Origin of the sequence: Noviherbaspirillum humi (assembly GCF_900188095.1) — a bacterium.
In the GTDB taxonomy this organism is placed as follows: Bacteria; Pseudomonadota; Gammaproteobacteria; order Burkholderiales; family Burkholderiaceae_D; genus Noviherbaspirillum; species Noviherbaspirillum humi.
Genome location: NZ_FZOT01000010.1, coordinates 147,973 through 165,138, shown reverse-complemented (window position 1 = coordinate 165,138; position 17,166 = coordinate 147,973). Strand labels below are relative to the sequence as shown.

General features: G+C 64.7%; 16 protein-coding genes. 7 read left to right on the top strand and 9 right to left on the bottom strand.

The window, feature by feature from the left end:
* On the bottom strand, positions 1-215 hold a 215-nt coding region (locus CHB88_RS25400; RefSeq protein WP_217900181.1), incomplete at its 3' end, for a hypothetical protein.
* Positions 216-360: 145 nt separating this feature from the next.
* On the opposite strand from CHB88_RS25400, the gene CHB88_RS15315 reads away from it, so the two are divergent.
* Positions 361-1,491 carry a fatty acid desaturase family protein gene (locus CHB88_RS15315; protein ID WP_089400199.1) on the top strand — a complete coding sequence of 377 codons (1,131 nt, stop codon included), beginning with the start codon at positions 361-363 and terminating at the stop codon, positions 1,489-1,491.
* 14 nt (positions 1,492-1,505) lie between these two features.
* Positions 1,506-2,375 carry a crotonase/enoyl-CoA hydratase family protein gene (locus CHB88_RS15310; protein WP_089400198.1) on the top strand — a complete coding sequence of 290 codons (870 nt, stop codon included), beginning with the start codon at positions 1,506-1,508 and terminating at the stop codon, positions 2,373-2,375.
* A gap of 52 nt (positions 2,376-2,427) precedes the next feature.
* On the opposite strand, the gene pdeR is transcribed toward CHB88_RS15310, so the two are convergent.
* Positions 2,428-4,413 carry a cyclic di-GMP phosphodiesterase gene (gene pdeR / locus CHB88_RS15305; protein ID WP_089400197.1) on the bottom strand — a complete coding sequence of 662 codons (1,986 nt, stop codon included), beginning with the start codon at positions 4,411-4,413 and terminating at the stop codon, positions 2,428-2,430.
* A 391-nt stretch (positions 4,414-4,804) separates the two neighbouring features.
* On the opposite strand from pdeR, the gene zwf reads away from it, so the two are divergent.
* Positions 4,805-6,289 (top strand): glucose-6-phosphate dehydrogenase, encoded by a 1,485-nt coding sequence (zwf, locus tag CHB88_RS15300; RefSeq protein WP_245844995.1) that lies wholly within the window; start codon positions 4,805-4,807, stop codon positions 6,287-6,289.
* A 41-nt stretch (positions 6,290-6,330) separates the two neighbouring features.
* Here zwf and CHB88_RS15295 read toward each other — a convergent pair whose 3' ends face one another.
* From CHB88_RS15295 to CHB88_RS15280, 4 genes are all read right to left on the bottom strand, one after another.
* Entirely contained in the window at positions 6,331-6,792 is a 462-nt protein-coding gene (locus tag CHB88_RS15295) for a GFA family protein (RefSeq protein ID WP_176442502.1), read from the bottom strand.
* Between the two features lies 1 nt (position 6,793).
* Positions 6,794-7,090, bottom strand: a complete 297-nt coding sequence (locus CHB88_RS15290) for a DUF427 domain-containing protein (protein ID WP_089400195.1) — start codon at positions 7,088-7,090, stop codon at positions 6,794-6,796.
* A gap of 74 nt (positions 7,091-7,164) precedes the next feature.
* On the bottom strand, positions 7,165-7,716 hold the full coding sequence (locus tag CHB88_RS15285) for a chromate transporter (protein WP_089400194.1): 552 nt from the start codon (positions 7,714-7,716) through the stop codon (positions 7,165-7,167).
* The gene (locus tag CHB88_RS15280) at positions 7,713-8,309 is read right to left on the bottom strand and encodes a chromate transporter (RefSeq protein WP_089400193.1); all 597 of its coding nucleotides are present in this window, start codon (positions 8,307-8,309) and stop codon (positions 7,713-7,715) included. The genes CHB88_RS15285 and CHB88_RS15280 overlap by 4 nt, the downstream gene beginning before the upstream one ends.
* A 197-nt stretch (positions 8,310-8,506) precedes the next feature.
* On the opposite strand from CHB88_RS15280, the gene CHB88_RS15275 reads away from it, so the two are divergent.
* Positions 8,507-9,364: an SMP-30/gluconolactonase/LRE family protein gene (locus CHB88_RS15275; RefSeq protein ID WP_089400192.1), complete on the top strand. Its 858-nt coding sequence runs from the start codon at positions 8,507-8,509 to the stop codon at positions 9,362-9,364.
* Positions 9,365-9,820: 456 nt separating this feature from the next.
* Here CHB88_RS15275 and CHB88_RS15270 read toward each other — a convergent pair whose 3' ends face one another.
* Positions 9,821-10,633, bottom strand: a complete 813-nt coding sequence (locus tag CHB88_RS15270; RefSeq protein WP_089400191.1) for an SDR family NAD(P)-dependent oxidoreductase — start codon at positions 10,631-10,633, stop codon at positions 9,821-9,823.
* A gap of 152 nt (positions 10,634-10,785) precedes the next feature.
* On the opposite strand from CHB88_RS15270, the gene CHB88_RS15265 reads away from it, so the two are divergent.
* From CHB88_RS15265 to CHB88_RS15255, 3 genes are all read left to right on the top strand, one after another.
* A complete protein-coding gene (locus CHB88_RS15265; protein ID WP_089400190.1) occupies positions 10,786-11,109 on the top strand; it encodes a thioredoxin family protein in 324 nt (107 codons plus the stop codon).
* 320 nt (positions 11,110-11,429) lie between these two features.
* The gene (locus CHB88_RS15260) at positions 11,430-14,285 is read left to right on the top strand and encodes a bifunctional diguanylate cyclase/phosphodiesterase (protein ID WP_176442501.1); all 2,856 of its coding nucleotides are present in this window, start codon (positions 11,430-11,432) and stop codon (positions 14,283-14,285) included.
* Positions 14,282-15,850 carry a methyl-accepting chemotaxis protein gene (locus CHB88_RS15255; protein WP_089400188.1) on the top strand — a complete coding sequence of 523 codons (1,569 nt, stop codon included), beginning with the start codon at positions 14,282-14,284 and terminating at the stop codon, positions 15,848-15,850. The genes CHB88_RS15260 and CHB88_RS15255 overlap by 4 nt, the downstream gene beginning before the upstream one ends.
* Positions 15,851-16,350: 500 nt before the next feature.
* On the opposite strand, the gene CHB88_RS15250 is transcribed toward CHB88_RS15255, so the two are convergent.
* Positions 16,351-16,602, bottom strand: a complete 252-nt coding sequence (locus CHB88_RS15250) for a hypothetical protein (RefSeq protein ID WP_089400187.1) — start codon at positions 16,600-16,602, stop codon at positions 16,351-16,353.
* A 36-nt stretch (positions 16,603-16,638) separates the two neighbouring features.
* On the bottom strand, positions 16,639-17,157 hold the full coding sequence (locus CHB88_RS15245; protein WP_089400216.1) for a FixH family protein: 519 nt from the start codon (positions 17,155-17,157) through the stop codon (positions 16,639-16,641).
* Between the last annotated feature and the right edge of the window lie 9 nt (positions 17,158-17,166).

The window sequence follows — 17,166 nt, the reverse complement described above, 5'->3', positions numbered from 1 at the left end:
GGTACCGCTCCGCAGGCGAGCGGCATGCCGCTCGAAACCCCTGCTTCGCCCTTGCACTGCATCCCTTCCTGCTTGAACGCACATGCCACAAAGATACTGAACAGGCTCTGAGGCATGTCCGAATGCAAACCCGGGATGTTACGCCCCTCTTCGGCAAACTGCCAAACGGCTGCACCGGCCCGAAAGCGGCGCCAATCAGATTCAGAAGTTTGCATATTGATATTTATCAGACTTTCATAAACCGCCTAAAGAAAGATAAGGCGGGTGAGTTGCGTTCTTTTCACCGTCTTGCTTCGCGGTAAGCGCCACTATGATGTGTCAAAAGGCGACTCCTGGACAACCAATACAACGAAAAAAGCCATGACCCCCATCCTGAAAAGCCCTGCATCGCTTCCGTCCATGACCCGAGCGAAGAAGCCGCAAATCTCTCACCGCGATCTGGTCATGGAAATGGCCGGCTTCGCCGAGAAGAACACGGCCCATGGCCTGACGCTTTTCATTGCCGACTTCGCCCTGTTCTCGGCCGCGATTGCCGGAGTGCTGTTTGCCCCTCACCTGGCACTCAAGCTGCTGGCCTCGATCGTCGCCGGCGCCAAAATGGCGAACCTGGCCTCGCTGGGCCACGATGCCGCGCACAACAGCCTCACCGCTTCGCGCCGTCTCAACTGGCTGCTCGGCGTGCTGTCCTTCATGCCCTGCCTGTTCAATTACCGGCTGTGGGTCTATGACCATCACGCGCTGCACCACCCGCACGTCAACGGCGACCATGTCGACTCCTTCAAGCCGCTGTCCAAGGCGGAGTACGATGCGCTGCCGCCTTCGGCCCAGGCCTGGCATCGCTTCATCCGTTCCGGCAACCCGCTCGCCTTCGGCCTGTACTATATCTGCCAGCGCTGGTGGCAGGTGAAGCTGATGCCTCGGGCCTTCCTGCCGCGCGCCCAGCATGCCTCCGCCTGGAAGCACTTCGCCTTCGTCGCGACCTATTTCGCCGCTTTCACTACCCTGCTGGCGTGCGCCCCGCTGTTCGCGCCGGTTTCTTTGCTGGAAGCAGTGGCGCTCGGCTTGCTGCTGCCTTTCTTCATCTTCCAGGCGCTGATGTCGGCTTCGCTGTACATCAACCATACCCATCCCGACATTCCCTGGTTCACGGCCGGCGCGCCGCGCGCCCTGACCCAGCAGGCGGAGATGCTGACGGTGCATCTGCGCCTGCCGCGCCTGCTGGCGAAGCTGGTGCACCACTTCTTCGATCATCCGGCGCATCACGTTTATCCGGCGATTCCCTGCTATCAGCTGGGCAAGGCGCAGGAGCGCATGAATGAACTGCTGGGCGAGCGCGCCGTCGTAGTCGACTTTTCGTTCTCCGCCCTGGCGCGCATCGTCAACCAATGCAAGCTGTACGACTACGAAAATCACCGCTGGCTCGATTACCAGGGCGTACCGACCACGCCGGTTTGCCGGCCGGTCGCCGAATACAACACTCTTCCCCGCTGACAGGAGCACCGACCATGGAACTGCGCAACCACCCGAACTGCCGCATCTTCACTGAAGCCGGCCCTCTTTCCCAGATCACCGCCTGGTATGAAGAAGGCCGCAATATCCTCTGGACCATGCTGCATGCCCATCCGCGCCCCTGCTTCAATCCGGAACTGCTGAAGGATATCCAGACGCTGATGCACGCGGCGCGCGACAGCGGCCTGCCCATCGATTTCTGGGTCACCGGCTCCACCGTGCCCAACATCTTCAACGTCGGCGGCGACCTGTCCTACTTCGCGGAACACATCCGCGCCGGCGACCGCGAAGCGCTGCGCCGCTATGCGCTGGATTGCGTCGAGGCGGTCCATGCCGCCATGGTCGGCTTCGGCATCAATGCCATCTCGATCGCCATGATCGAGGGCAGCGCCCTCGGCGGCGGCCTGGAGGCGGCGCTGGCGCATGAATACGTGCTGGCGCAAAAGGATGCGAAGATGGGCTTCCCGGAAATCGCCTTCAACCTCTACCCGGGCATGGGCGCCTACTCGCTGGTGGCGCGCAAGGCCAGCTGCCGCGTCGCGGAGGAACTGATCAGCACCGGCGAATCGCATACCGCCGAATGGTTCGCCGCGCGCGGCCTGGTGGACCGCACCTTCGACGCCGGCGATGCCTACAAGGCCACCCGTACCTTCGTCGACGAGATGCGCCCCAAGCTCAATGGCATCCGCGCCATGCTGCGCGCCCGCCGCCGGGTGCAGGCCATCGACCGCGCCGAACTGATCGAGATCACCGAGGATTGGGCGCGCTCCGCCTTCATGCTGGAAGAAAAGGATCTGGCTTACATGGAACGGCTGGTGATGCTGCAGAACCGCCGCGTCGGCAAGACGCACCTGCTCGCGGCCTGAAGGCCGTTCCAACCCGGCGGGGTCGACAAGCGCTCCGTCGGCGGCGGCAGGCTCAGGCCACGGCCTTGAGCCTGCCGTTGCTTGCCAGCCATGCCGGCACGTCCTTGGCCGGCATGGGCTTGCTGAACAGGTAGCCTTGCGCGTGATTGACGCCGATGGTGCGCAGGAAGTCGACCTGCTCCTGGGTTTCCACGCCTTCGGCCACGATATCGAGTTGCAGCTCGTGCGCCACCGCCACCATGGAACGCAGCAGGCGCTGGGCGCGGATGTCGTTATGGATGGTGCTGATGAAGCTGCGGTCCAGCTTGAGCGAATCCATCGGCAGCCGCGCCAGTTGAGACAGCGATGAGTAGCCGGTGCCGAAGTCGTCGAGATGCACCTCGGCGCCGAGTTCGCCGAACTGGCGAATCAGGTGCAGGGCCTGGACCTCATCCTCGATCAGGCAGCTTTCGGTCAGCTCGATGTCGAGCAGGGAGCGCCCCGGTCCGATGGCCTGCAAGGCATTGCGGAAATCCTCGATCAGCGTCGGGTGCCGCAGCTGCCGCGCCGACACGTTGATCGCCACCCGCAGTTCCACGCCCTGCCGCCGCCATTCGCCGACCTGCCTGGCGGCGGTTTCCATCACCCATTTTCCGAGCGGGATGATGAGGCCCGATTCCTCCGCATAGGGAATGAAGAGCGAAGGCATGACCATGCCCCGCTCCGGCGATTTCCAGCGGATCAGCGCTTCCATGCTTTCCACACGGCCGGTCTTGAGGCATTGCTTGGGCTGATAGTAAAGCTCGAACTGGTTCTCTTCCAGCGCGCGGCGCATGTTGGTATCGAGCCAGACGAATTCGCTCACCTTGCGGTTCATCTCCGGCAGGAACACGCGGTAGGTATGGCGTCCGCCATCCTTGGCGGCGTACATCGCCATGTCGGCGCTGCGCACCAGTTCCTCCATGCTGCCGCCATGGGCCGGATACATCGCGATGCCGATCGAACAGCTGGAGTAGATCTCCGCGGGATGCAGCTGGAACGGCACTTTCATGCGATCGAGGATGCGCTGCGCCACCGCTTCCACCTCCGCCTGCGAATCGCTGTTGACCATGACCAGGAATTCGTCGCCGCCGAGCCGCGCCAGGGTATCTTCCGCGCCCAGGCAGCAGGCCACGGCGTCGGCGGCAGCCTTGATCAGGGTGTCGCCCATGATGTGGCCGTAGTGGTCGTTCACCGTCTTGAAATTGTCGAGGTCGAGGAAGAGCAGCCCGAACTGGGCGCCTTCCTTCTGCGTGGCGGCGACGATCAGTTCCTGCACCGCGTGCCGGTTCGGCAGGCCGGTCAGCACGTCCGTATTGGCCAGCTGCACCAGCTTTTCCTTGGCAAGCAGCTCTTCGGTGATGTCGGTGCCGGAGCACACCAGGAAGCTTTCCTCCTCGCCGGAACCGCTGCGCACCAGCTTGTTGCGCCACAAAACCTGGCGTACGCCGCGCTGGGTCCGGATCGGGCGGATTACTTCGAAAGAAGATTTGGTGGAAAAGAAGTCGCGGATGTTGGCCCGCGCCGCATCATGCTCGCTGGCGGGCATGAACAGCTCATGCGCGTCCAGCCCGAGCAGGTTTTCTTCCTTCAGGCCGCTCAACTCCTCGCACAGCCGGTTGAAGCGTTTGATCTTGCCGCGGCTGTCGATGATGACCACCAGGGAATTCACTTCCGACACCACCTGTTCGGCGAAGGTCAGCCCCTGCTCGAGGTCGCGCGCCACGGCGTCGGTGTCCTGGTAGTCGGCTGCGGTGCCGACCCAGGAATGGGTATCGGTCCTGCGCCCCACGAGGTGCAGCCGCATGCGGTTGCCGAGCACCAGCAGATCCAGCGAACGGTGCGAGGTCACGCCCGTCATGCTGCGGATGGAATGCGCCTGCTCCCGACTGAGGGCAACGGCCACCGCGGTCGTTTTTTCGTCGCCGGACAAATGCAGGGCGTCGCTGTCCGCTGACAGGCGCCAGTAGGGACTGGTGGTGCCGAATTGGAGGTAAAGCAGGTTGTCGGCTGGGTTCATTGGGGCAGGCGTCAGGAATCGTATCGGCATTCATTGCACCGCCGGCGCGGCATCGAATGAAAGCACGCGGGCCTAGTAAGAATGCGGGCGATAATGAATATTACCTCAATGCAATTATGTTGCAAGGTAAAACTGACAATGTGTTCCTGCCATTGCATTCGGTTTCACTCATAAACAGGGAATCCTTCGCCGCCAGGGAGTTCCATGCGTTTTTCTCAACTTACTCGAAAATCGGCTGCGGGCGCCAAACCGTGCGGGCTCGATCATGGATTTGCGCAAGGCTTCACCCCAGCCCTCCATGGTCAAGCTGGGCGGTTTGATTTTCCATCGCCTTCTTGACTGCCGCAGGGACGGATACAATGACCTCCCACCCACCAACCCGCGCTTGCCCATGCACAATACCGCCGGACAGGCTCCGAGCCAGGCTACCCTGGACCATCTTCCGCTGGACATGATCATCGTCGGCGGCGCCGGCGATCTCGCGGTGCGCAAGCTGCTGCCGGCGCTGTACACGGCGCATCTGCATGGCACGCTGCGCCCGGCGACCCGGATCATCGCCTGCGGCCGCCATCCGTACAGCCGCGATGAATACATCGCCTTCGTACGCGACCAGGCCCAGCCTTTCATCGACAGCAAAAACCTCGACCCGCGTACCTGGGACAGCTTTCTTGCGCTGCTCGACTACGTCTGCCTGGACGCTTCCGACGCGGCCGGCTTCGAGCGCCTGCGCCGCGCCTGCCAGGAAGGCGGCCAGCGCGTGTTCTACCTCGCCACCGCGCCGACGCTGTTCACCGCCATCTGCGACAACCTGGCTGCGGCCGGCCTGGTGGATGGCAGCAGCCGGGTGGTGCTGGAAAAGCCCCTCGGGCACGACCTGAATTCGGCGCGCGAGATCAACGAGGCGGTCGGCCGGCGTTTCACGGAATCGCAGATCTACCGCATCGACCACTACCTCGGCAAGGAAACGGTGCAGAACCTGATGGTGCTCCGCTTCGGCAACGCCATCCTGGAGCCGCTGTGGCGCGCGCCGAACATCGAAAGCGTGCAGATCACGGTGGCCGAGTCGGTCGGCGTGGGCAGCCGCGCCGGCTTCTACGACGGCACCGGCGCCATGCGCGACATGGTGCAGAACCATATCCTGCAATTGCTGTGCATTATCGCGATGGAGCCGCCGGTCTCGCTCGACCCCGACGCAGTGCGCGACGAGAAGCTGAAGGTGCTGCGCTCGCTGCGCCGCATGAAGCTGGCCGACATCGCCCGCGACACGGTGCGCGGCCAGTACGTCGGCGGCGCCGTCGACGGCGAGCCGGTGCCGGGCTACCTGCAGGAAGACGGCGTGCCGGCCGGCAGCGCCACCGAGACCTTCGTCGCGCTGCGGGCCCACGTGAACAACTGGCGCTGGGCCAACGTGCCGTTCTTCATCCGCACCGGCAAGCGCATGGCGCGGCGCATGTCGCAGATCGTGATCCAGTTCGCCAATCCACCGTTCTCCATCTTCCCTGAAGCCCAGCACAACCATACCAACCGGCTGGTGATCCAATTGCAGCCGGAAGAGTCGATCCAGCTGCAGCTGATGGCCAAGCAACCGGGCAGCGGCATGCAAATGCTGCCGGTGAACCTGAACCTCGACCTGCAATCCGCCTTCACCGAGCGCCGGCCCGAGGCCTATGAGCGGCTGCTGGTGGACGTGATCAAGGGACGGCTGACGCATTTCATGCGGCGCGACGAGCTGGAGGCGGCATGGAGCTGGGTCGATCCCATCCTGGAAGGCTGGCGCCTGCTGGACGAGCCGCCGCTGCGCTACAAGGCCGGCACCCGGGGGCCGGACGCGGCGGCCGCCCTGCTGGCGCGGGATGGCATGGAGTGGGTCGAATGACACCGGGCGCGACCCGGCTGCGGTAGGGAGAAAGGGCGGCGCTAGATCCTGACCACGCCTTCTTTCTCCAGGATAGGCGGCGCCAGCAGCACCTTGGGGATGCCATGGTCCATGTGCGTCCAGCTGCGGGCGGCGAGGGTCCAGATGTCGGCGATGGGCTTGAAGAAATCCGAATCATCGAGATTGGCCGCATGCACCAGCACCACGCCGGGCAGCAGCTCGCTGCGGGCGTAGAGCTGCGAGCCGCACTGCGCGCAGAAGCCGCGCAGCGGATGGTTGGTCTTCTTCTCCGCGAATGCCTGCTCCCGGCAGGGTCCCTCCACGCGGAAGCCGGCGCTTGCCGCCACCACCACCGGCACGAAACCGGTGCCGGAGGCATGCTGGCAGGAGAGGCAATGGCAGTTGTACATCGCCAGCGGCGACCCGCTGCAGGAGAAGTGAACGGCGCCGCAGGCGCACTGGCCGCGGATGTCGGCCGGCGCGGTCGGGGAAGCGGCATCCATCTCAGGCTCCGCCGTCGACGGTGACGCCGCGCCAGAACGCGATGCGGCCGCGGATGTTTTCCGCCGCCGGCTTGGGCTCCGGGTAATACCAGGCGGCGTCGGCATTGCGCTTGCCGTCCACTTCCACATGGTAGTAATGGGCCGTGCCTTTCCAGGGACAGATGCTGGTGGTGGCGCTGGGAGTGAAATGGGCTTGCCGGATGGCGCCGGGAGGAAAGTAGACGTTGCCTTCCACCAGCTCGACCTCGTCCTGCGCGGCTTCGGCCAGCACGGCTCCGTTCCAGGTGGCAATCGGCATGGGCGCTCCAGGTCTCGGGATGGACTGCTCTTTATACTGCAAGCCCCGGGGCTTGTCGACGTTTCAGCAAAGTATCAGCGCGGCACGCCCGACAGGCCGGCGAAGAACACGACGATGTAAAACAGCGCCACCGTGAACACGATCAGGTACGGATTGAGCTTGGTGAAATACGCCAGCGCGGTGGCAATCGCCGTCGTCGCCCAGCCGAGCAGGCTCAGGTGCACCGCCTGCAGGATGGTGACGGCGCCGGCGAAGATCAGGCCGACCGCGATCGGCGCCAGGCCGCGCTCGATCGCCTTGCGCCAGGGCGAATCCGGATGCCGGTGCCAGAAACTGGTGGCGAAGACGAACAGGGTCGATGACGGCAGGTACATTGCCAGCGTGGCCACCACCACGCCCGGAACGCCGCCGAGCTGCCAGCCGATCAGCGAGGCGATCAGCGTGTTCGGCCCCGGCGTGGCGCGCGAGATGGCGAACATGTCGGCGAACTGCTGCGCCGAGAACCAGTGCTGCACGTTCACCGTCTGGTGCTGGATGTCGGCGATGATGGCCTGGCCGCCGCCGATGGAGAGCAGCGACAGGGGCGCGAACACCAGGAACAACCGCCACAGCAAGCCGTCCATCATTTCCTCCTCGCGGCGAGAAAGATGCTCAGCGGCGCCAGCACCACCACGACCGGAATCATCGAGACATGGAACACGCCGACGGCGACGAAAGTGACGATGCCGATCAGGATGGGCGCGGCGCGGCGTTCGATGCGGCGCGCGGCCTTGATGCCGGCGGCCAGGGTGGCGCCCACGCCCACCGTGGCGATGCCGAGCAGGAGGAAGTGGGTCAGCGGGTACCGGGCCACGCCTGAATAAATCGCACCGACGATGAGGATGACGCAGATCGCCGGCACCACCATGCCGGCGGTGGCGACCACCGCGCCGATGGCGCCGCGCAGGCGCTGGCCTACATACAGCGCGACATTGACCGGATTGGCGCCCGGCATGATCTGCGCCACCGTCATCCCGGTGAGGAAGTCCTGTTCCTTGAGCCAGCCGCGCTGGTCCACCACTGCCCGATACACCCAGGCCTGAGTGCCGCCGCCGAAGGAGGTGACGCCCACCTGCAGGAAGCAGAGGAACAGGGCCCAGAGCGAGATGACGGGCGCTTCCGGGCCGGCTTCATGCGCTGTGCCGCCGGCGCGGCTCACGCCGCTCTCATTGGCCTGCATGGCTGGCTCCGCATGAAAAAAACCTCGGCCTGCCCGTGCATGCAGGCTGAAATGACGCAATGCGCATCGACGTCTCCAGTTGTTCCATATGAAGGAACGTTGTTCTTTTAAGTGGTTTCACGGTACCATTCGCCGGTAAGCGCTGTCAACCGCGCCCATGATGAACAGGCCGCAGAAGCCGCCATGCAGGAGGAGACATGAACCCATCCGCCACGTCCGGGCCGACGCTGCTCGTCGACGGCCTCGCCTTTGCCGAAGCGCCGCGCTGGCATCGGAACAGGCTCTGGTTTTCCGACTTCCATACCGAGCGCATTCATTGCCTGGACGAGGATGGCGCGCTGCAAACCGTGGCCACGGTGCCGGGCCGGCCTTCCGGGCTCGGCTGGCTGCCGGACGGACGCCTGCTGGCTGTCTCGATGCACAACCGCAGCGTGCTGCGCCGGGAAGGGGATGGCTGGGTGACGCATGCGGCGCTGGATCACCTCGCGCCATGCGATTGCAACGACATGGTAGTGGATGCGCGGGGCCGCGCCTATGTCGGCAACTTCGGCTTCGACCTGATGGCGAAGGAAGCGCCGCGGCCGACGGTGCTGATCATGGTGTCGCCCGAAGGCGAAGCCAGCATTGCCGCCGCCGACCTGCTGTTCCCGAACGGCTGCATCATCACGCCCGATGGCGGCACGCTGATCGTGGCCGAGACCTTCGGCCAGCGCCTGACGGCCTTCGACATCGCCGCCGACGGCGGGCTGCGCCGGCGCCGCATCTGGGCCGACCTGCCCGGCGTGTCGCCGGATGGCATCTGCCTCGATGCGGAAGGCGCCGTCTGGGTTGCGTCGCCGCCGACGCGCGAGTTCCTGCGCGTGCGGGAGGGCGGCGAGATCCTGCAGCGCATTCCGGTGGAACGCCAGGCGATCGCCTGCGCGCTCGGCGGCGCCGACCGGCGCACGCTTTACCTCGTCACCGGGCGGGTATCGAATGCACAGCGCGCGCTGAGCGATCGTACCGGCCGCATCCATGCACTACGGGTCGAGGTGCCGGGCGACGGCCTGCCCTGATCATCGAAGCTCGTGGCGGGAATCGAAATTTCGCATCAGTTGTTTTCGAAGCGAAAATCGCGGTCTCAAAACAGCGTCGTGATTCTAGAGGTGGTACTCGGATCACTGGCGCCGGTCTCGTAGAGCATGCCTCGTGTCCGCAGGCGTGGACATGGGGAGGCCAATTCATAAAGAATTCCCCTCCCATTCAAGGGGAGGGCTGGGAGCGTAGCAGGTGTTTCGCGGAGCACTGCTCCGCGCCTGTGCAGCCAGCAGCGCTTGCAAGCGCTGCTGTGGGTGGGGATGGGTTTCTATCGCGCTTAGAGAACGTTCTTTACGTGCGGAAGAAACCCATCCCCCTCCCATCCTCCTCCTTGAAAGGGGAGGAGTTTTCTCTACTGCGCGACCTCACCCCACGTCGTGGCTCAGACGCATGACGCTATTCCGAATTTCGGGCTCGCACCACTAGAAAACCCGCTACACCTTCATGCCCGGCAGATTGAGCGAGGCGGTATTGCCGCCATCCACTGCCAGCGCCTGGCCGGTGATATAGCTGGCATCCTCGCTGGCGAGGAAGGCGACCGCCGACGCCACTTCCTGCGGATGACCGTAGCGCCGCAGTTCGCAGCGCGATCCCAGCCTGTCTTCCTTGCCGGCCTCGCGCGCCCGCTGGAACACGCCCGCCGTCATGCCGGTCTCGATCAAACCCGGGCAGACGGCATTGACGCGGATATGCCATTGGCCGAGATCGCAGGCCGAGGTCATGGTGAGGTTGATCACCGCCGCCTTGGAGGCGCTGTAGGCATTGCCGCCGGCGCCGGAGCGGATGCCGGCCACCGAGGCGGTATTGACGATGGCGCCGTCCTGCCGCTCGCGCATGACGCGGGCGGCATGCTTGGTGAAGTTCACCGCGCCGAACAAATTCACGTTCAACACCTGGTGCCAGATGGCGAGATCGTTCTCGGTCACGGCTGAATAGTCGCCGCCCGAGATGCCGGCATTGTTGCACAGCACATCGATGCGGCCGAAGGACTCGGCCACCTCGCGCACCGCTTCCGCTACCGACTGCTCGTCGGCGATGTCGAGCGCCCGGCTCCATGGCTGCGGCCCTGCCTGCCTGCCGGCTGCGGCGCCGGGCTCCATGAGCGCGCTGACCGTGGCCGCCAGCCCGGATTCATTCCGGTCCACCAGCGCCAGCGTGGCGCCTTCCTGCGCCAGCCGCAGCGCGATCGCCCTGCCGATGCCGCTCGCCGCCCCGGTGACGATGGCCACCTTGTCATGAAAACGCATGCCTGTCTCCTTGCCTGTCTTGTCGTTCGCGGCGATTTGCCGATGGTCATTTATACCGGATTTCCGCGAGCTCGTTATCCGCCTGGGCCGGCGCAGCGCAAAACGGGCGGGCCGTTTATGCTGTCGAAGCAAAATCAATCCAAGGAACCGCCATGGAAGCCAGCCAAGCCTATCTCGCCCTCGACCTCAAGCGCGAGGAAGTCGATGCCCTCGCCGGCTCCGCCGTTCTCGAGTTCGGCACCAACTGGTGCGGCTTTTGCCAGGCGGCCCAGCCCGCGATCCGCGCCGCCCTGGCCGACCATCCCGGAATGCGCCGCATCATGGTGGAAGACGGCCCCGGCCGTCCGCTCGGCCGCTCCTACCGCGTGAAATTGTGGCCAACCCTGATCTTTCTGCGCGACGGCAGAGAGGTGGCGCGCCTAGTCAGGCCGGACGACGCTCGAGAAATACGGGACGCGTTGAAGCAGATCGGCTGAATCCCTCAGCCGGCACGGCTGTTGAACCTGTTCATGCAGCGCGTGCCGCAGGCACGCGCTTGATGGCCATGTCGGGACAACGATTGCCCGCATGGCCGCGGCCGCGCTTCGACCGGACCCGGGAAATTTTGATTCAAATCAAGTTTTCCAGGACGTAACAAAGCACTATCCATCCCAATCGGTTGCCTCCAGATGAACCGGTAACCGCCCTGCTCGCCTCGGTGGCGATGCGCACAGGGACAACGGATCTGTCGAAGCAATGCGAATCGCCTCGGGGACGCAGGCTTGCAGACCGCCCCGTAAATGATGGTCGTCCCCAGATGAAACTGAACAGTAGTCACCTGTCTGTCCCGGAAACGCTCTGCCGCGGCGCTGCGCCCGCAGCCCCCTGTCTCTCCGAGCCCTTCGCCATCTGCCTGGTCGACCCGGAGTCCGGACGCATCCTGGAAGCCAATGATGCCGCCGCGCGCTGCTGGGACTGCGACGGCTTGCCCGGCATGACGCTGGATGCCGTTTGCACGCTGGGCGCCGCTGAAACGAAATCCGTACTGGCGCAGTTCATGGCCGGCCGCGCCGAGGGGCTGGAGTGCCGCTTGCGGCGTGCCGACGGCGCCGAGCGCCATGCGCTGCTGCATGGCCGGCCGGCGCAGCGCGGCGACTGCAGCCTGATCCAGCTCGCCTTTTTCGACATCACCCGCTACAAGAGGGGGCTCGACGCCCGGGTTTCGCATGTGCTGAATGCTTCGCCGGATGCGATGCTGATGGCGGATGCAGGCGGCAGCATCCGCTTCGCCAACCATGCGGCGCATGCCGTCTTCGGCTATGGCGACGGCGAGCTGATCGGCCATGGCGTGGATCAGCTGGTGCCGGCCGCCCTGCGCGGCCAGCATGAAAGGCAGCGGGCGGTCTACCAGGAACAGCCGCGCGCCCGGCCGATGTCGGAAAAGAAAAGCCTGGTCGGCGTGCGCCGCGACGGCAGCGAATTTCCGCTGGAGATCAGCCTCATGCCCATGAGCCTGGACGGCTGCCACGCCACCATCGCAGTGGTGCAGGACATCACCGAACGCAAGCAGGCCGAGGACAGGCTCACGGCCAGCGAGCGGCGCTGGAAGTTTGCGCTGGAAGGCGCCGGCGACGGCGTCTGGGACTGGAACCTCGCCACCGACGAGGTCTACTATTCACCCCGTTTCGCCGCCCTGCTCGGCGATCTCGATTTCGGCCACAGCTATGCCTGCTGGATGCGCCGCATCCATCCTGACGACCGCCACCGCATGCAGCAGGAGCTCGATGCCTATTTCTCCGGCAAACGCCAAAATTTCCTGGTGGAGCTGCGCATGCAGACGCGCGACCGTGGCTGGCGCTGGATGCTGGCGCGCGGCATGGTGGCGGCCTGGGACGGCGATGGCCGGGGGCAGCGCATGATCGGCACCCTGTGCGACATCAGCGAACGCAAGGAATCGGAAGAAGCGCTGCAGCTGGCGGCCATGGTGTACCAACATAGCGCCGAGGCGATGATGGTCACGGATGCCGACAATGTCATCGTCGCCGTCAACCCGGCCTTTACCACGCTCACCGGCTACAGCGCCATAGAAGCCATCGGCAGGAATCCGAGCATGCTCCGCTCCGGCAAGCAGGACAAGGCGTTCTATGAGGCCATGTGGGACAGCCTGAAGAATACGGGTTCGTGGCGCGGCCGCATTCACAACCGGCGCAAGAACGGGGATGAACTGGTGGAGCAGGTGACGATCAACACCATCCGCAACGAGGACGGCGAAATCTGCCGCTACGTCGCCCTGTTTGCCGACATCACCGAGAAAACCCGCTTCGACGAGCGCATGTGGCGCCAGGCGAATTTCGACACGCTCACCCAGCTGCCGAACCGGCGCATGTCGCTCGACCGGCTGGAGCACGACATCATGCGGGCGCGCCGCACCGACAAGGCGATCGCGCTGCTGTTCATCGACATCGACAACTTCAAGGAAGTCAACGATACCTTCGGCCACCAGATGGGCGATGCGCTGCTGGTGGAAGCCAGCCACCGCATCATGTCCTGCGTGCGCTCGACCGACACCGTGGCGCGCTTCGGCGGCGATGAGTTCACCATCGTCATGTCGGACCTCGACGAGACCGAGCGGGTGCAGGAAGTCGCGCAGCAGATCATCGCGCGGCTGAGCGCGCCGTTCAAGCTTGCGGACGAGAAGCTGTACACCTCGGCCAGCATCGGCATCACCCTGTTTCCGAACGATGCCCATGATGCGGAAACCCTGCTCAAGAACGCCGACCAGGCGATGTATGAAGCCAAGAGCAGCGGGCGCAACCGCTACTGCTTTTTCACCCACTCGATGCTGGAAACCACCCAGACCCGCGTCATGCTCGCGCGCGACATGCGCGAGGCCATCGAGCACGAGAATTTCGAGATCTATTTCCAGCCCATCGTCGACCTGAACAGCAACCGCATCGTCAAGGCGGAAGCCCTGCTGCGCTGGCAGCATCCGACCCGGGGCATGATATCGCCGGTCGTTTTCATTCCCATCGCCGAGGCCAACGGCCTGATCGTCCCGCTCAGCAACTGGATGTTCCGCGAGGTGGCGAAGATGGCGCGGCGCTGGCGCGAGCTGGCATCCAGCCCCATCCAGTTCAGCATCAACGTCTCGCCGGCCCAGTTCCACGGCGACAGCGAAATGCCCGAATGCTGGATCGATACCTGCCGCGAGTACGCCATCCCCGGCGAGACCATCGTGCTGGAGATCACCGAAGGCTTGCTGCTGAAAGCCAACGACGACGTCGGCGGCAAGCTGCGCGCCCTGCACCAGGCCGGCATCCAGATCGCCCTCGACGACTTCGGCACCGGCTACTCGTCGCTTTCCTATCTGAAGAAGTTCGACATCGATTTCATCAAGATCGACAAGTCCTTCGTGCGCGACCTAGAAACCGACCCGAACGACCTGGTGCTGAGCGAAGCCATCGTGGTGATGGCGCACAAGCTCGGCCTGAAGGTCATCGCCGAAGGCATTGAAAGCGCAGGACAGAAGGCGCTGCTGGCCGCCGCCGGCTGCGATTACGGCCAGGGGTATTTGTATGCCAAGCCGATGCCGGCAGCGGCATTCGAGAACCTGCTGCGGGAAGCCCGCGCGGCCGAAGAAGCCGCATCCGCTATTGAGAAAGCCCACCGATGAGATTGAACCTGCCGGTAACGGACCAAGAATATGTGCTGGCCGAAGGCCGCTCCATCGTTTCCAAGACCGACCTCGATGGCAACATCCAGTACGTCAATCCCTATTTCTGCGAAGTCAGCGGCTACACGGAAGACGAGCTGATGGGCCAGCCGCAGAACATCATCCGGCATCCCGACATGCCGCCGGCGGCCTTTGCCGACATGTGGGCCACCATCAGGATCGGCCTCCCCTGGACCGGCGTGGTGAAGAACCGGCGCAAGAACGGCGGCTACTACTGGGTGCTGGCGAACGTGACGCCAATAGCCGAAGGCGGGCGCACGCTTGGCTACATGTCGGTGCGCACCAGGCCGAGCCACGTCCAGGTGCGGGCATGCGAAGCGCTGTACCGCGACATGCGCGAGGGCCGGGCAGCGCACCTGCTGCTCAGGCAGGGCGCGCTGCGGCGGCGCGGCCCGGCCGGCTGGCTTGCGGCCCTGCGCGCGATGCCGCTTTCCCGCAAGCTCGGCTGCAATTTCGCGCTGTCGGCCGGACTGATGGCGGCCAGCGCCGGCATCGGCCTGCAACTGGAAGGCGACGGCGCCTGGATTGCCCTGCTGGCACTGGGCGGGATTACCCTACAAGGCTGGCAATGGCTGGCGCTGCATCGCGGCGTGGCGGCTCCGGTCGCGCAGGCGACCCGGGTAGCCCGGGCGATCGCCGCCGGCGATTTGAGCAGAGAGTTCAGCCAGGCCGGACATGACGACATGGGCCAGCTGATGCGGGCGCTGCAGCAGATGAACGTCAACCTGGTGGCCATCATCCAGGATGTGCGGACGAATGTCGCTTCCATGCAGGCCGGCACCCGCGCCATCGCCGCCGGCAACGCCGACCTGGCGCACCGCACTACCGCCCAGGCCGCCAGCCTGGAGGAAACCGCCGCCAGCATGGAGCAATTCGCGTCGACGGTAAAGCAAAACTCGGACGCCGCGGCGCAAGGAAATGCCCTCGCCCGCCAGGCGTCCGAAACGGCCGCGCGCGGCGGCGCGGCCGTGAGCCGGGTCGGCGCCACGATGAACGACATCAGCGCTTCGGCCCGCAAGATCGTGGACATCATCGGCCTGATCGACGGCATCGCCTTCCAGACCAACATCCTGGCCTTGAACGCCTCGGTCGAAGCGGCCCGGGCCGGCGAGCAGGGGCGCGGCTTCGCCGTCGTGGCGGGCGAGGTGCGCAGCCTGGCCCAGCGCTCGGCCACCGCGGCCCGGGAGATCAAGCACCTGATCGACGATTCGGCGCACAGGGTGGAGGAAGGCAACCGGCTTGTCGCCGAAGCCATGGGCACGGTGGATGACATCGTTCAGTCGGTGCAGCAGGTCGCTGGCATCATCGAGGAAATCAGCACGGCGAGCGGCGAGCAGAATCAGGGCATCACCCAGGTCAACGGCGCGGTCGCGCATCTCGATCAGGTGACGCAGCAGAACGCCCAGCTGGTGGAGGAAGCGGCGACGGCGGCCGCAGGCCTGGACAAGGAAGCGGTGCACCTGTCGCAGGCAGTGAGCGTGTTCAAGTTGAGAAAAGCGACGTGAGGGTTTCGCAGAACACTGCTCTGCGCCCGTGGAGCCGGTCAGACATGCAAGCCTGACCGTGGGGAGGTAGCGCCGCATAGAATGCTCCTCCCCTTTCAAGGGGGAGGTTGGCGGGAGTTGGGTTTCTTCCGCACGTAAAGAACGTTCTCTAAGCGCGATAGAAACCCATCCCCACCCACAGCAGCGCTTGCAAGCGCTGCTCCGCGAAACCCCTGCTACGCCCCCAAGCCTCCCCTTGAAAGGGAGGGAACTTCCTTTGTGGTTGAACCTCACCCACGGCTGGGCTTGCAAGCGCAACCGGCTCCGCAGGCGCACCGCATGCGGTGCGAAACCCCTGCCTTTCCACGGTTGCGCTTGCAAGCGCAACCGGCTCCGCAGGCGCACCGCATGCGGTGCGAAACCCCTGCTACGCCCCCTCCCTTGAGAAGGGAACTTTCTTTATGCTTGAACCTCACCCCTGGGCGCGCTTCAGCTGTCGCACGCTTTGAAAATGGCTGCAATCAAACCCGCTTTCCGCTGCTGCTGGTCGGATAATTCGGCACCTGCAGCAGGTAATAGGTCAGCATGCTGGCCAGCCCGCAGAATATCCAGAAGCCGAAGAAGCCCAGGGTGTAGATGCCCATGGGCGGGATGTCGATATGGCTGCCGATGAATGCCATGTCCTGCGGATCGAAGCAGGAAAAGAAGAATCCTTCCGCCACGATCGCGATCAAAAACGATGGCCAGAGAACCACCATTGCCAGTCTTGCCATCTCGTCACCTCCTCTGCTGCCCGAATCGACAGGTTGTCAGTCCGCCTTGATGTCGACGGTTCTTTGCTGCGGCCAGGCCCAGCGGCCGTTGAGGCGCCACTTGCCGTCGCCGCTTTCCATCAATACCTGCCAGTGTGCCATTTCCAGCATGGGCAGTGCCACCGAAAATTGGCCGTCCGCGTCGGGCTGCAGCAGAAAATTCAGGTCCTTGCCGGGCTGGGTGGAGTGGACCAGCCGCAGGCGGATCGCATCCGTGCCTGGCTGGCCGGCGCGCGCCAGCGTGCCGGCGAGGCGGCCGGCGGCCGGATCGTAGGCAAGATGGGTCGACATGCCGAGCGCCGAGGCGGCGCGATCGCGGCTGAGGTCGAGATTGATGGCCTTGCCCTGCTTGTAGTAGTCGTCGACCACCAGGGCATCCTGGCCCTTGGCGGCGAGCCAGGCGGTGTAGCTGCCGGCCACCACCACCGCGGTGGGGCCGAGCGCCAGCAGCCAGGGCCAGCGGTGGGCGTACCAGGGTTTGCCGGAACCGGGATTGGGAAGGGAAGCGGTTTGCATGGTGAATCC

Bases quoted from the DNA above. Each gene is read 5' to 3' on its own strand.
- zwf (WP_245844995.1), top strand. From the start codon at position 4,805: ATGCACAATACCGCCGGACAGGCTCCGAGCCAGGCTACCCTGGACCAT.
- CHB88_RS15285 (WP_089400194.1), bottom strand. From the start codon at position 7,716: ATGATGGACGGCTTGCTGTGGCGGTTGTTCCTGGTGTTCGCGCCCCTG.
- CHB88_RS15265 (WP_089400190.1), top strand. From the start codon at position 10,786: ATGGAAGCCAGCCAAGCCTATCTCGCCCTCGACCTCAAGCGCGAGGAA.
- CHB88_RS15280 (WP_089400193.1), bottom strand. From the start codon at position 8,309: ATGCAGGCCAATGAGAGCGGCGTGAGCCGCGCCGGCGGCACAGCGCAT.
- pdeR (WP_089400197.1), bottom strand. From the start codon at position 4,413: ATGAACCCAGCCGACAACCTGCTTTACCTCCAATTCGGCACCACCAGT.
- CHB88_RS15270 (WP_089400191.1), bottom strand. From the start codon at position 10,633: ATGCGTTTTCATGACAAGGTGGCCATCGTCACCGGGGCGGCGAGCGGC.
- CHB88_RS15295 (WP_176442502.1), bottom strand. From the start codon at position 6,792: ATGGATGCCGCTTCCCCGACCGCGCCGGCCGACATCCGCGGCCAGTGC.
- CHB88_RS15275 (WP_089400192.1), top strand. From the start codon at position 8,507: ATGAACCCATCCGCCACGTCCGGGCCGACGCTGCTCGTCGACGGCCTC.
- CHB88_RS15260 (WP_176442501.1), top strand. From the start codon at position 11,430: ATGAAACTGAACAGTAGTCACCTGTCTGTCCCGGAAACGCTCTGCCGC.
- CHB88_RS15315 (WP_089400199.1), top strand. From the start codon at position 361: ATGACCCCCATCCTGAAAAGCCCTGCATCGCTTCCGTCCATGACCCGA.
- CHB88_RS15250 (WP_089400187.1), bottom strand. From the start codon at position 16,602: ATGGCAAGACTGGCAATGGTGGTTCTCTGGCCATCGTTTTTGATCGCG.
- CHB88_RS15245 (WP_089400216.1), bottom strand. From the start codon at position 17,157: ATGCAAACCGCTTCCCTTCCCAATCCCGGTTCCGGCAAACCCTGGTAC.
- CHB88_RS15310 (WP_089400198.1), top strand. From the start codon at position 1,506: ATGGAACTGCGCAACCACCCGAACTGCCGCATCTTCACTGAAGCCGGC.
- CHB88_RS15255 (WP_089400188.1), top strand. From the start codon at position 14,282: ATGAGATTGAACCTGCCGGTAACGGACCAAGAATATGTGCTGGCCGAA.
- CHB88_RS15290 (WP_089400195.1), bottom strand. From the start codon at position 7,090: ATGCCGATTGCCACCTGGAACGGAGCCGTGCTGGCCGAAGCCGCGCAG.